Source organism: Wolbachia endosymbiont (group A) of Oxytorus armatus (assembly GCF_964027005.1).
GTDB classification, from domain to species: Bacteria; Pseudomonadota; Alphaproteobacteria; order Rickettsiales; family Anaplasmataceae; genus Wolbachia; species Wolbachia pipientis.
The window spans coordinates 1,306,964-1,320,345 of record NZ_OZ034719.1 but is presented as its reverse complement, the minus strand read 5'-3'; the positions used below and the strand labels follow the sequence as shown (position 1 = coordinate 1,320,345).

Annotated in this window: 12 protein-coding genes and 3 pseudogenes; 6 read left to right on the top strand and 9 right to left on the bottom strand. The window is 35.5% G+C overall.

Annotated features, from left to right (window positions below; translation table 11 throughout):
* Window positions 1-32: 32 nt before the first annotated feature.
* From AAGD79_RS06505 to AAGD79_RS06495, 3 genes and pseudogenes are all read right to left on the bottom strand, one after another.
* Entirely contained in the window at window positions 33-440 is a 408-nt protein-coding gene (locus AAGD79_RS06505) for a transposase (RefSeq protein WP_341811337.1), read from the bottom strand.
* A gap of 55 nt (window positions 441-495) precedes the next feature.
* Window positions 496-1,360: pseudogene (locus AAGD79_RS06500) on the bottom strand (IS982 family transposase).
* Between the two features lie 319 nt (window positions 1,361-1,679).
* Window positions 1,680-2,662: pseudogene (locus AAGD79_RS06495) on the bottom strand (IS4 family transposase); the annotation flags it as partial.
* A gap of 80 nt (window positions 2,663-2,742) precedes the next feature.
* On the opposite strand from AAGD79_RS06495, the pseudogene AAGD79_RS06490 reads away from it, so the two are divergent.
* The 6 genes and pseudogenes from AAGD79_RS06490 to AAGD79_RS06465 form a co-directional block, all read left to right on the top strand.
* Window positions 2,743-2,964, top strand: a pseudogene (locus tag AAGD79_RS06490) (tRNA pseudouridine(55) synthase TruB); the annotation flags it as partial.
* Window positions 2,965-3,281: 317 nt separating this feature from the next.
* Window positions 3,282-3,416: a hypothetical protein gene (locus AAGD79_RS06485; protein ID WP_341811335.1), complete on the top strand. Its 135-nt coding sequence runs from the start codon at window positions 3,282-3,284 to the stop codon at window positions 3,414-3,416.
* A gap of 71 nt (window positions 3,417-3,487) precedes the next feature.
* Window positions 3,488-3,817 (top strand): transposase, encoded by a 330-nt coding sequence (locus AAGD79_RS06480; protein ID WP_007548762.1) that lies wholly within the window; start codon window positions 3,488-3,490, stop codon window positions 3,815-3,817.
* Window positions 3,801-4,001: a hypothetical protein gene (locus AAGD79_RS06475; RefSeq protein WP_010082383.1), complete on the top strand. Its 201-nt coding sequence runs from the start codon at window positions 3,801-3,803 to the stop codon at window positions 3,999-4,001. The genes AAGD79_RS06480 and AAGD79_RS06475 overlap by 17 nt, the downstream gene beginning before the upstream one ends.
* Before the next feature lie 19 nt (window positions 4,002-4,020).
* Window positions 4,021-4,524, top strand: coding sequence for a transposase (locus AAGD79_RS06470; RefSeq protein ID WP_265042982.1), 504 nt, complete (start codon window positions 4,021-4,023; stop codon window positions 4,522-4,524).
* 58 nt (window positions 4,525-4,582) lie between these two features.
* Window positions 4,583-4,768, top strand: coding sequence for a hypothetical protein (locus tag AAGD79_RS06465; RefSeq protein ID WP_341811334.1), 186 nt, complete (start codon window positions 4,583-4,585; stop codon window positions 4,766-4,768).
* A 46-nt stretch (window positions 4,769-4,814) separates the two neighbouring features.
* Here AAGD79_RS06465 and AAGD79_RS06460 read toward each other — a convergent pair whose 3' ends face one another.
* The 6 genes from AAGD79_RS06460 to AAGD79_RS06435 all read right to left on the bottom strand — a co-directional run bounded on the left by AAGD79_RS06460 (window position 4,815) and on the right by AAGD79_RS06435 (window position 13,352).
* Window positions 4,815-5,546: a ComF family protein gene (locus tag AAGD79_RS06460; RefSeq protein ID WP_341811333.1), complete on the bottom strand. Its 732-nt coding sequence runs from the start codon at window positions 5,544-5,546 to the stop codon at window positions 4,815-4,817.
* 115 nt (window positions 5,547-5,661) lie between these two features.
* On the bottom strand, window positions 5,662-5,892 hold the full coding sequence (locus tag AAGD79_RS06455) for a hypothetical protein (RefSeq protein ID WP_341811332.1): 231 nt from the start codon (window positions 5,890-5,892) through the stop codon (window positions 5,662-5,664).
* A gap of 78 nt (window positions 5,893-5,970) precedes the next feature.
* Window positions 5,971-6,306 carry a hypothetical protein gene (locus tag AAGD79_RS06450; RefSeq protein ID WP_264373774.1) on the bottom strand — a complete coding sequence of 112 codons (336 nt, stop codon included), beginning with the start codon at window positions 6,304-6,306 and terminating at the stop codon, window positions 5,971-5,973.
* A gap of 54 nt (window positions 6,307-6,360) precedes the next feature.
* Window positions 6,361-9,156, bottom strand: a complete 2,796-nt coding sequence (uvrA, locus tag AAGD79_RS06445; protein ID WP_264373775.1) for an excinuclease ABC subunit UvrA — start codon at window positions 9,154-9,156, stop codon at window positions 6,361-6,363.
* A 634-nt stretch (window positions 9,157-9,790) separates the two neighbouring features.
* Window positions 9,791-10,303, bottom strand: a complete 513-nt coding sequence (locus AAGD79_RS06440; RefSeq protein WP_341811331.1) for a hypothetical protein — start codon at window positions 10,301-10,303, stop codon at window positions 9,791-9,793.
* Between the two features lie 94 nt (window positions 10,304-10,397).
* On the bottom strand, window positions 10,398-13,352 hold the full coding sequence (locus AAGD79_RS06435) for a phosphoribosylformylglycinamidine synthase subunit PurL (RefSeq protein ID WP_341811330.1): 2,955 nt from the start codon (window positions 13,350-13,352) through the stop codon (window positions 10,398-10,400).
* Between the last annotated feature and the right edge of the window lie 30 nt (window positions 13,353-13,382).

Sequence of the window (13,382 nt, the reverse complement as noted above, 5' to 3'; positions counted from 1 at the left end):
CACACTTTATGAGATGGTGATTTATGGTAAATTCATGTAACTATCTCAAATTTAGCCATACCAATATCAGTGAATTTATTAAGCAAATAGCATTTGATTAGCAGTTCTTTTTCTCGATTTATCTCAGATTTATTCCTAAAACTAAATCCGAATATTTGCTTTAATCTTGAGAAAAACCCTTCAATATAAGATCTTTTCCCATAATTTACTTCTTTTTTCCATTCTTTCATGCCATCTTCACCGTATAATTTTATTAACCTAATAGCAGTATTCCTGTTAGACATATAATCTATTTCTGGATGTTCTGCCGCATTGTTTATTGGTGGAATTTTTGTCTTTATATCATATTCGTTACACAACTTATAAAACTTGTGCCTATCACATGCTCTATCTGCATATAGTGCTTTTATGGCATGCTGAAAATCAACTTCTTTTAGCAAATCACAAGCTCCATATAGTAATTGCTAATACAAGACTTAAAACCCCAGTTATGGATTAACCAACACAGTAAGGCTTAGAAATAGAAGGCTTTTTTGACTGCATGGAATATGAAATTAATGTAGAAAAAATATGTACCAGAAAATTTATTGGCGATCTGTGCCGTGTATGTTCAAGCTCAAATTTATTTTTTAAACAACCAAAGACTGTCTCAATAATCGACCTTTTTCTCAATAAAGCCTTCTCTTTTAGTGAGATTAGTGCGTTTTTCATGCCTTTTTTCACTTTAGTGACAAGCTTTAAACCTCTATCGAAGAGTTCCTCAAAGAGCTCCTTCTTGATATAGCCTTTATCTCCGAACAAAAGTCCTGTCAGTCTTTTAGTTATAGTTGGCACAGGTATCAACGTTACCTTTGGTTAGAGTAAGTGATTGAATTTCTCCAATTTCGTTAATCACCAAGTGCAATTTAAAGCCAAAAAACCAACCATACGTGCTCTTACCAATTTCTGCTAAACCATCAAAAACTTTGTTCCTAGAGATCCTTTTCTTGTGGCAAATGGCAATCGTAGAAGTGTCAATGTAGGAAGTACCTGTCATTTTCGCTTGTTCGCAGAACCATTGAAGAAGTAATGCTAAATACCGTAAAACTCTCGGCTTTAAGGCAATAAATCTGTGATATGAAGGCATCTTTGAAAATTCTGATCTATAGAGTAACTTAAGGTAACAAAGATAAAAAGCCTTGAAGTTTTTACATGGCGATTGGTGGTATAACAGGATTATGGTTAGCATTTCTGAGTGCGCTATTTCTGGTACTCTGGTTGGTTTTTTGCCATTTGATAAGAACTTATTTGCAAAATTTTCATCTACTACACGACAAAAATCCTCGACGCAGCAGTAAAGTTCTGTAATATCTTTCTTCATGGGTAACCTCTTAAATTATTGTTAAAATACTTGAGTTTACCCTATTTCCCTCTTTATTAATTCTACTTTTATCTGTTTTCTAATCCATAACTGGGGTTTAAAGAAGCAATTAATTTGCATACTTAAAAATCTTCACAACGGTAACTGAAATTGGCTAATGAATATGTGCGTCCACACAGACTTAAAGCACATATTCATTAGCTTAAGCAGAAATTGCTGTGGTAGCTGTTTGATATAAAATTCTATTTCTATGACAAACGGGTTTTTATTGCCCATATAATTTGCAAAATTACACAAATAAAAAAATTTTTAAAAAACATAGTTGATACCAACTAATTTTTTCAACAGCTTCATCGAAAGTATTAACTGAAAGATTCGTTAATAGCATCCATTCTAGCGGTTTTTTTTAAGGGAAGGGGAGTTTTCTCAACAACATAAACTGCATAAAGTGGTAATTTAGGTAGTTCTTCCGTCTTATGCCTAATATTATTCTTAGATGGATTCATCATAAACTTTCCAAATCTAACTTCCAAACGTGCTGTTCTTTTTGGCTTATTATCTTTTACAGGAACTTCAACTTCTACCGTACCTGCACAATGAGAGGATTTAATAAATGCCCATAACTTCTGCTCACCTTTTTCAGGATATCGAGATTTTCTATTTACTGCTCTATCTCTGCATGCTCTAACTAGCACTGCCGAATTAAGATTATGTGCAAGCTCAAAAAAGTCATATATATCTGCTTCTCTATCGCATACAGTTATAGTCTCAGTTTGAGTTGGATCAATAATATTATTTGTTTTTCTTAAAGTTTCCAACCACTTTACGCTTTCTTTATCTTCAATGCGATCGCTCTTTTTTTTAAGGTTCTCAGTTTCTTCAGGTCTTGAATAAACTTTTTGATCTAGTATCCCTAGTACCAAACCTTCTATACTAACGGCAAGAGCTGTATGCATGATAATACCTTTTGCAGTATCATAACTGGACAAATTTGCTAATCCGCTTGTTTTTTTATGGTTATTATATACAATGTAACTGGTATCTTGAATGACAAGAACCCTCTTGTGAGCTTTTGTTCTCTCAACCGTCTTATTAATATGTGTAGCTAAAATATCACTTTCTTTTACATTCTCATTTTGAAAAAAACGGTATGCTGCTTTTGCTTCTGACCAACTTTCACATGCTTGATTAATCTAACTTTCAGGTAATTTTGTCAAACATATCAGCAATCTTTACTAATCGCTCAGTTAACCTTTTATCTCCAAATTCATTTTTAGCCCATTCACTACTTTTACTTGCCATTTTACACCCTCAATATTTGCAAACTTTAATATTGTAATACTTTATTTATAAGTACATTTATATTTGTGGGTAATAGTAAGATAAATAATAGTGCAAATTTTTCTATGATATGCGGTAGTGGTGTATATGTAAGATCAATTGCTCGTGATCTTGGAATTGCATTAAATTGTTTTGGACACATTACAAAATTAAGAAGAACTATGGTAGGTGACTTTAGAGAAAATGAATCAGTGACAATTGAGCAACTTACTAAAAAAAACACAACAACTTACTCTCCGATGTCATCCCAGTGCTTGACACTGGGATGGCTTTGTTGCATCGCTACTTATGAAAGGCTAACTATAGTTAGGATTATAAGCAACCTATTGAAAATCTTGTTTTTTTGCAATCAATCTGATCAAATTTAAGAATAGTAATTTGTTATTTATATTAATAAATTTAATTCTATTGAAAATAGCTAAAGCATTGAAATTCTTGAATTTTAGCCGGATTGGTAAATGGTAGTGAAATTTCTTTTACTCAAATTTAGGTATTCATTGACCGTTCTTGTTATAAATACCAGAATAATAAGCTACTGATATTCCCTATCTTTTTTATCTTTAATCCATCATAGCTAGCGATGCAACAAAGCCCACTGGGATCCAGATATACAAATACTTACAAATCATGTAATGGACAAAAGATTCTAGGAGCATATGTCAAAAACAATGTTCGTGATGAAATAGGCTGGATCCCAGTGGGCTTTGTTGCATAGCAACTGAAAAAATCTGGTGGCTACTGACAAAATTCATTATAAAATAGCCATTTAACCTTGAAAGAAAAAATATGCCACAAAAAATGAGGGTCAGTAACCATAGCGAATATAACAAATTTCTAGAAAAAAGAGGAAATATTTTTCATTATATCAACGAAGCCATAGAAAAGTGGTACGAGAATGGTCCAAAAATACCAGGTGGCAACAATATTTATAGCGATAAAGTTGTAATTTTGGTGCACATAATAACTTGTTTATTTAGAATAGGCCTGAGGCAAACAGTTGGGTTTATAGCAGGATACCTTGAGCAAATTGGGAAAAATTTGCAAGTTATCAGCTATTCACAATCATCAAGAAGGTTTAAGAAACTCAATATTAAGATCAATGATTGCAGAAAATAATATGGAAGATATCGAAATTGCTATAGACAGTACAGGAATTAGTATATACAACAACACTCCTGGTCATAGCAAAGAAAATAGCGAAGATAGAAAGTATCGCAGCTATGAACAGACAAGAAAATTGCATGTAATGTTGAATACAAACAGCAAAAAAGCCATAGCTGTAAAATACAGTAACGGCTGATCACTATGGAGCTTGTGATTTGCTAAAAGAAGTCGATTTTCAGTATGTCATAAAAGTACTATATGCAGATAGGGCATATGACAGAGAAAAGCTCTATAAGCTGTGTAATCAATATGGTATAAAAACGAAAATTCCTCCGAAAAACAACGCAGCAGAGCATCCAAAGTTAGACTATATGGCTGAGAGAAATTCTGCAGTCAAGCTCATAAAGTCATATGATGAAGATGGTATAAAGAAGTGGAAAAAAGAGATGAGTTATGGAAAAAGATCTTATATAGAAAGTTTTTTCTCGCGACTGAAACAAACATTCGGGTTTAGTTTTAGGAATAAATCTGAGACAAATAGAGAGAAGGAACTACTTGTTATAGCTCTTTTTACAATAATCCGAACAGACCGTAATATGCTACTGGCCTGCTATAGCCATAAACACATATCTTATCGCATTCGGACTATTATAAGAAAGGCTATAAATGCTATTTGCTCAATAAGTTCACTGATATTGGTATGGCTAAATTTGAGATAGCTTCATAAATTTATTGTGCGTTATAGCTCTTTTTACAATAATCCGAACAGACCGTAATATGCTACTGGCCTGCTATAGCCATAAACACATATCTTATCGCATTCGGACTATTATAAGAAAGGCTATACCTACTATCCGAAGAGCGATGCAACAAAGCCATCCCAGTGTCAAGCACTGGGATGACACCCTCCTTGGCAAACAATGTTCGTACAGCTATGTGCGTGACGCTGGCGCTGGAATCTAGAAAAAAATAGATCCAAGTAGTCAAGCTACTTGGATGATACTGACTGCTAATTTTTTATGCAAGAGGTCCAATCATTCACCGTTCTTGCAAGTGATAGCACTCTCACTTCTTTTGCACCGGAGTTTAAAATTTCCTGAGAGCAAGATCTTACAGTTGCTCCGGTTGTTACCACATCATCAACTAATATCACGATTTTATTTTCGATAATTTTCTTGTTGCTTGTTTTAAAAGCCTTCTTTAAATTTTTTTCACGCTGTTTAAGTGAAAGACCAGCTTGAGGCGCAGTATGGCGAAGGCGTTTTATTGCAAATGGCGTATAGGATAAATTGGACAACTTACTCAATTCTTTTGCAAGCAGTGCTGCTTGATTATATTTACGTTTAAACAAGCGCATTTTATGTAACGGTATAGGAATTATGATCTCTGCGTTCTGAAATGTATCCTGATTAGCTTGGTGTATCCACTTTGCATAGATTTTTACGTAATTCAAATTATCAAAAAATTTGAAATTTATAATCATGTTTCTACTATGTTGATCATAAGCAAAAACTGATCTTAATACTTTAAACGGTGGAGGATTGATGATGCACTTACCACACGTATAAATATTGTCTGAGATTACTACGCCACAAACATTGCAGTAATGCTTAGTTAGAAAATTGATTTTTTTGTTGCATTCACTACACAGATTAAGATTTTTATCAATGATACATTCGCAACTTACGCATACGCTTGGAAATATGAGATTTGTAGCTTTTTTTAGTAAGAGAAGGTTCACAACTCATTAAATATATTATAAAATAATTTATATAGTATAGCTAAAGTAACTTAAGCTTACACTCTTTCACTTTTTATTCCATTTCAATATAGTTCATGCTGCTGAAAAGCAGAACTTATAACTCAGTTTGTGGTATACCATTGACTGAAGTAGTCTTTGAATTATCCTTAGATAAAAATTGATGTTTTTCTGGCTTCTGTACTTTACTCAACTTACTTTGCACTTTGTCACAAGCCCACACAAGTGGCGTTATGATTGACGCGGCAGCCCAAATGATAGCAGCGCAAGCATAACTTACAATCTTGTTAAATACTCTAGCTACTGCATTAGCACAATCTTGCCCCATTTCTAAAAATATGTTTGAATAATTAACGAATGATTTTGTATCCGTTTTAAAACAATAGTCCCCTGTTATTTTTGACAATCACTTGACTGGAAAGTATGACAAACATGCCACTATCAAAAATAAAGGTTGCAATATTATGTTGGCTGCTAAAACAGCACCCAGTGTACACAATGAATACACTCCCTCTGCTCTGTGGCCCACGTATTCACATTTATCATTATCTTGATAATACTTGTTATAATTGTCTTTACTCTCAACTCCACAAATTACATCTTTCACAGGTCCTAGCACATTATCAACGTAACGTACAGATTTATAGAAACTATTTTCTGGAACTAGTGTGTTATCTTCTGCTTTCTTAGCAGGTACAACTCCATATTCAACGTACCTTCTAAAGTATCGATATACTGACATTCTTATCTCCAAATCATAAATATGCAACCTAGCCTAATATAATTAAGAAATAGTTTATAATAAATACGTTTTAAGATACCTGCCTGTAACACTTTCTGGAATTTTTACCACTTCTTCTGGAGTTCCAGTAGCAATCACTTCTCCGCCTTTTATTCCGCCCTCTGGTCCGATGTCTATTATATAATCTGCAGTTTTTATAACGTGCAAATTGTGCTCGATAACTATAACAGTGTTTCCCAGATCGACTAATCTATGGAGTATTTTTAGTAAGTTATTTATATCTTCAAAGTGTAATCCAGTTGTTGGCTCATCAAGAATATACAATGTTCTTCCGGTAAATCGTTTTGATAGCTCCTTGGACAGCTTTATTCGTTGTGCTTCACCCCCAGACAACGTTGTTGACGACTGTCCGAGTTTTATATAGCCAAGCCCCACTTCCTGCAAAGAAATCAACTTTTCTTTTACCATTGGAAGGTTTTCAAAAAAATCACAAGCTTGATCTATCGTCATATCAAGGACATCAGAGATTGATTTTTCTTTATAAGTAACTTCCAATGTTTCCCGATTATACCTTCGCCCTTTACATTGCTCACACTTCACATAAACGTCCGGTAGAAAATGCATCTCTATCTTTAAGTGCCCATCACCTTTACAAGCCTCACACCTTCCCCCTCTGGTATTAAATGAAAACCGGCCTATATTATATCCCCTTGCTTTTGACTCCGAAAGACCTGCAAACCAATTTCTTATATGAGTGAACATACCAACATATGTTGCTGGATTTGACGCAGGAGTTCTACCAATTGGCGACTGATCAACTTCTATAACTTTATCTATATATTCAAGGCCTTCTATTCTATCACACTGACCATACCTTGCAGACGAATGATGTATCTTATGTGCTGAATATTTATATAACGTTTCTATGACTAAACTTGATTTTCCCCCTCCTGATATTCCAGTAACACAAATAAGATTCCCTATAGGAAATTTAACGTTCACATTTTTTAAGTTATTTTCACATGCATTTATTACTTTTATGAACTGAGTTGCTTGCTTTCTTCTCCTTGGAATTAAAATTTTTTTCTCTCCACTCAAATATTGCCCTGTTATGCTCCCCGAATTTCTTTGCACCTGGTCTGGTGTTCCTTCTGCAACAACTTTTCCACCATTTACGCCAGCTCCAGGACCAATATCAATCGCATAATCAGCAGCCATTATTGTATCTTCATCATGCTCAACAACAATTACAGTGTTACCCATGTCTCTTAAGTTTTTTAGTGTGGCAATTAACCGATCATTATCACATTGATGAAGGCCAATCGAGGGTTCATCAAGAACATATAAAACCCCCGTTAATCCTGAGCCAATTTGCGAAGCAAGTCTGATCCTCTGACTCTCGCCGCCAGAGAGAGTGCTAGATTCTCGATCAAGCGTTAGGTAATTCAACCCTACATTCTTTAAAAATGTTAGCCTCTTGATTATTTCACTTAGTATTTTATTTGAGATTTGCTTCTGTTGTTCTGTGAGCTTGTCTGGCAAATTTTCAAACCACTTAAGGGATTCATCGATACTAAGCCCTGATATTTCACCTATATGTTTGCTATCAATTTTTACTGTAAGCGCTTCTTTTCTCAATCTATAGCCAGTGCATTCTCTGCAGTGAGTAACAGAGCAATATCGCTCAACAAGCGTTTCATCATAATCCATCTGGTTTTCTAAGATACTGACCAAACCTTGAAATTTACCGAAGCCAAAGAGTATCATATCTTTTACTTCTTGATCTATGTTCTTCCACGGAACATCAAGGCTAAATTTACAATTTTCAGCCAGTGATAGAATTGCACTTTTTAAAAATCCATAACCTGTGTGCACTTGACGGAACATTGATCCCACTGGCTTTAAAGCGCCTTCAGATATTGAAAGAGTTTCATCTGGCACTATCAGCTTCACATCAATAGCCAGCTTTTTACCAAGCCCATTACACGAACCACATGCACCGTAAGGGCTGTTAAAAGAAAATAATCTTGGTTCTATTTCCTCAAGAGTGAAACCAGACTCGGGGCATGCAAAATTCTCTGAAAAAGTCAGAATTTGACCATTTTTATACTCGGAATTATGGTTGTCAGGTAGGTTTACTATTTCTACATACATTAGACCATTACCAAGTTTTAGTGCGGATTCTATACTACTTGGCAGTCGATTTCCTATATCGCCCAATATTGATATTCTATCTGCAACCACAAAAATGTCGTGTTTCTTGTTCTTATCGAGTTTAGGCAAGTCATCTACATTGTACACTTCACCATCTATTTTGAACCTTACGTAACCTTGTCTTTTAATTTCCAATATCTCTTTAAGATGTTCTCCCTTTCTACCACGCACAACAGGGGCAAGTATATATATCTTAGTTTCTAAAGGTAACGCAATTATAGTATCTACAATTTGAGACACCGTTTGTTTTGTTATTGGTAATCCAGTTGCAGGTGAATAAGGAACTCCTATTCGTGCATATACTAAGCGCAAGTAATCGTAAATTTCGGTAACAGTTCCAACTGTTGACCTTGGATTTTTTGAGATCGATTTCTGGTTGATAGATATTGCAGGAGAGAGACCTGTAATCGACTCAACATCTGGTTTATCCTGAATGTTGAGAAATTGACGCGCGTAAGCTGACAGGCTTTCAACGTACCGGCGTTGGCCTTCTGCATAAATCGTATCAAATGCAAGGCTAGACTTGCCAGAACCACTTAGCCCAGTTATAACAACTAGCTTATTTTTCGGTATATTGACGTCTACACCTTGCAGATTATGTTCCCTTGCGCCCTTAACTCTGATAAAATCGTCCATATTATACCATATAGCGTATTAACCATTATAGCCTCAAAATACGTGAATTTATAGTGATATATTGATTTTCTATTGATTTTTTCAACTGTTACGGAAAATTAAGCAGCGTTTGATAAATCGTCATTCCGCTACTTGTTAGCGGCTGAGATACCGCGACGGTATGACGGTTAAGTAGGCCAGTGCCCCTATGATGTCATCCCAGTGTCAAGCACATAGCTGTACGAACGTTGTAGTTTAGGAGCAATTCCCACCAGTGGGCCAGTGCCCAGACACTGGTTCTATGCAACTTAATTAAAAACGTTTGTTTTAGCGTAAGACAACTACCTTTAGCTCATCAGCTCAGTTATAAGCAAAATTTCTGGATTCCAGACTGGAATGACACCATTTGCTGTGCAATTTACCTTCAAAAATGAATGTTCGTACAGCTATGTGTCAAGCACTGGGATGACACCATTCTTTTTTCTGGATTCCAGTGTCTGGGCACTGGAATGACACCCCCCTGATAGGCTCAAATCATAGTGTTTGTACAGTTGTGGGTTTAGGCTACCTATAAATTCTAAACTGTTGTTACGTATTAGGACCACCAAATACACCCCCAGGACCCAAAGTCAGTTTAGCTATATCAGAAAACAGGTTATGTGGAAATCTTAAAATACTTCTTGTTCGCCAAGCAAAATAAATACATTCCTACAAACAAGCAGATGCTCAATACTGACACATAATAAAACTTAAAAATTAAATCTCTAATGTATATTGATAAGCATTTACCTGCAGAAAATTTGTATAGTAATCCAACACATACAACGGCACTATCAACCACTGATGCTATAATTAAAGTAATGAAATTTGCCATATGAAAATTCAACTTGGACTTCAATTTTTCAAAAATAATTATGCTTGAGAGAAGAGATACTAAAATTGCAGTATATGAAATCAATATCATCAAATTAAAACTTTGCCATTTAAAAACACAACATAGCGCTGTACACACTATTAAGTTGTACGTAGCTTTGCTTCTGCCATAAAATTCAACCATTGAATTTACAACTAAAGCAGCTCCCACAAATAAGGCAGCACATATCATCAATTTATTTGAAGTGTTGAGTAAAGAAAGACTGATAAACAGGAGTATCGATAAAATAGACATAATTACCTACCCAAATTAATAACATACATTCATTCTAAATAAACATTACATATAGTAAAAGAGTTATTTAGCATAATAAGAAAAATATTTTATATTAGCATGCCACATCTTTCAGATCTACTTTTAAAACATCCTTTATGTTTAGCACCTTTTTCTCTGTTACTTTGCCAATACATGAATAAACTGCACCTTCAAACAATTCTTCAAACCTCTTCTGATTTTGTGGTGCAATAGTAACCAAAATTCTACTTTGCGATTCAGAAAACATTATTATCTTGTTTATTATGTCTGTATTTTGTATTTTTCCTATTGGCACTAGTGAAAGATCGATTTCAGCACCAAGGTCTCCTGCAATTAGCGATTTTGCCAGAGCAATAACTAATCCGCCTAAGTTTGGTGCAATTGCAGAGGCAATTATGCCATCTTTTATTGCCTGGTTGTAACGCTCATACAACTTCCTAGCGCTCTTTGCATCAACTTTTGGTACGTTGTTATTACCTATTCCACTATATAACTGATATTCAGATCTACCAAGTTCATCAAGTGTTTCTCCAAGCACATATATCAAGTCCCCTGGCATTTTTACATCAAGCGATACCGCATTTTCAATATTTTCTATAATTCCAATTGCTGAGATGAGTAATGAAGGTGGTGCAGAGATTATCACTTTCTCGCCATTTTCATCATATCCCTTGAAGTCATTGAACATACTGTCTTTTCCGGATATGAATGGTGTTTTAAATGCAGTTGCGAAGTCGTAACAAGCCTCTGCAGCTTTCTTTAGTTGCCACAACCTTTCTGGATTATAAGCATCACACCAGCAAAAATTGTCGAGCAACGCTAGATGATTTATATTTCCTCCTGCGGCTACATAGTTGCGTATCGCGGTGTCAATTGCACATGCTGCCATGTGGTAGGTGTCAATTTCTCCATAACTTGAGCCAAATCCTTGCGATTTTACAACACCTTTATTTGAAGAAAGAACAGGCCTTGAGACAATAGCTTCGCTGCACATTCTTCCCTTGCCTTGCAGTGGTTTTAACACTGACGATCCTTGAACCTCATGATCATATTGCACCACTATGAACTCTTTACTGCAAATGTTTGGTCTGCTTAACATTTCTTTTAATTCAATTTCTAAAGAAGGCGAACTTGTTGTCATTCCAGCGCGTGGCGCTGGAAGCCCCTTAGACCACGGCTTTGTCTGTAAATGCATTTTAGGATTACCATCATGCAGAAATTCAGTTCCGATATCCATTATTACTGTCCCTTTAGGACATTTAACAACGGCTTTACCACTCTCATTAAACTCTCCAATCACACAAACCTCCACATCATGTTTTTTCATGATTTGCTTAAACATAGGGAGATTTTCTTCTGGCACTGCTAAGGTCATTCTCTCTTGTGATTCTGATATCCATATTTCCCACGGAGCCATACCATCGTTTTTAAGGAGAACCTTGCTCAAATCAACTTCAAATCCGTCTTTTCCCATTTCACCAATAGACGACGACAGCCCACCTGCTCCATTGTCCGTTATTGCATTATAAAGACCAAGATCTCTTGCTTTTATGACGGCATTGGATAGTTTTTTTTGTGTTATAGGGTCACCAATTTGCACAATCGTTGAAGGGCTGTTTCCCGACAAAGCCTCTGAAGAAAACGTTGCACCGTGAATTCCGTCTCTTCCAACTCTTCCGCCAATAATTACGATTTTATCGCTGTTTTTAGGCCCTTTGATGTGTGAAGGTGCGTTATTTATGTTGCGCGGAATAATTCCGACACTGCCAACAAAAACTAACGGCTTGCCACAAAATCTATCGTCAAAATATACCGATCCAAGTTGCGTTGGAATACCAGAGCAATTACCAGCAACATTAACACCGTGGATCACTTCTTTCATTATATATTTTGGCGGTAAGATCTCATCAGTGCGCTCTTTGTCCCTATAAAACTTGCCTTTTGCTTCTTTGGCAAAGCAAAAGTAATAGGTATTCATTATAGGCTCCGCGCCTTTCCCGAAACCAACTATATCACGATTTACTCCAAGTACTCCGGTCATTGCTCCACCAAATGGATCAAGAGCTGAAGGGCTATTGTGGGTTTCAACTTTATCTACGATTAAGTAATCGTCATTAAAAATTATTCCTCCGGCATTGTCGGAGAAAACTGACACGCATATGTCAGAATTTATCTCACGCGTTGCACGCTTAATATAATGTGCGTATAGGCCATCTTTTATTTCATCAATGGGAGAGCAAAAGATATTGTGCTTACAATGTTCAGACCAAGTTTGTGCTAGGGACTCAAGTTCAATATCATATGGATTTCTATTAAGTTTTTTAAAGTAATCCTTTATAGCTTTCATTGCTGCCAGAGAGATCCCTAAAGTGCCATTACCATCGATTCCATCTCTGCTGATTTTCTCAAGTTCTTGGTTACTTACGTTTAAGTTAACAGATTTGGCTTTGCCATTAATGGTGTCATTTGAGTAGCTGATACTGGAATCTACATCTTTTTTCTGGATCCCAGTGTCTGGACACTGGGATGACAAGTAAGAGAGCGCTGAAGAGTTTGCTTTGTATTTACCATAATATTTCCAGCTATAGTTCTTACAGATAAGTGTGCAATACTCAGTGATAGGATTAAATTCTTGTTTTATATCATCTTCAGTTGCTTGACTTAGAATCAATTTTGAACTTCTTGCTTTGATATAAACATTTTCATCAATGTAGTTCTTGTTTATTAAATATTCTCTAACAATTTGTTTCACTGTGTTGCCTACATTGTCGGTCATGCCAGGTAAAAAGCTTATCTCCAAGCCCCACTTTGCTTGTGGTTCTATGAAGTTATATTGAACTTCTTCAAGGTTTTCATTGTAGGAATAATAACGGCAGTCTTGTATGACTTTATTATAAAATAGCCCACAAATTTCTTCATATAATTTTGGTGGTAATTCTTTGTGTATATAAATCGAGTAAACGTTGACTAACCATCTGCAGCCAACTTGCTCACATTTATTTAAAACTTCTATTCTGATGTTTGTCATGTAATGTTATAAAAGATTTTAATATATAAT

Bases quoted from the DNA above. Each gene is read 5' to 3' on its own strand.
- AAGD79_RS06485 (WP_341811335.1), top strand. From the start codon at position 3,282: ATGCAACAAAGCCCACTGGGATCCAGATATACAAATACTTACAAATCA.
- AAGD79_RS06480 (WP_007548762.1), top strand. From the start codon at position 3,488: ATGCCACAAAAAATGAGGGTCAGTAACCATAGCGAATATAACAAATTT.
- AAGD79_RS06475 (WP_010082383.1), top strand. From the start codon at position 3,801: ATGATTGCAGAAAATAATATGGAAGATATCGAAATTGCTATAGACAGT.
- AAGD79_RS06465 (WP_341811334.1), top strand. From the start codon at position 4,583: ATGCTACTGGCCTGCTATAGCCATAAACACATATCTTATCGCATTCGG.
- AAGD79_RS06455 (WP_341811332.1), bottom strand. From the start codon at position 5,892: ATGGGGCAAGATTGTGCTAATGCAGTAGCTAGAGTATTTAACAAGATT.
- AAGD79_RS06450 (WP_264373774.1), bottom strand. From the start codon at position 6,306: ATGTCAGTATATCGATACTTTAGAAGGTACGTTGAATATGGAGTTGTA.
- uvrA (WP_264373775.1), bottom strand. From the start codon at position 9,156: ATGGACGATTTTATCAGAGTTAAGGGCGCAAGGGAACATAATCTGCAA.
- AAGD79_RS06440 (WP_341811331.1), bottom strand. From the start codon at position 10,303: ATGTCTATTTTATCGATACTCCTGTTTATCAGTCTTTCTTTACTCAAC.
- AAGD79_RS06435 (WP_341811330.1), bottom strand. From the start codon at position 13,352: ATGACAAACATCAGAATAGAAGTTTTAAATAAATGTGAGCAAGTTGGC.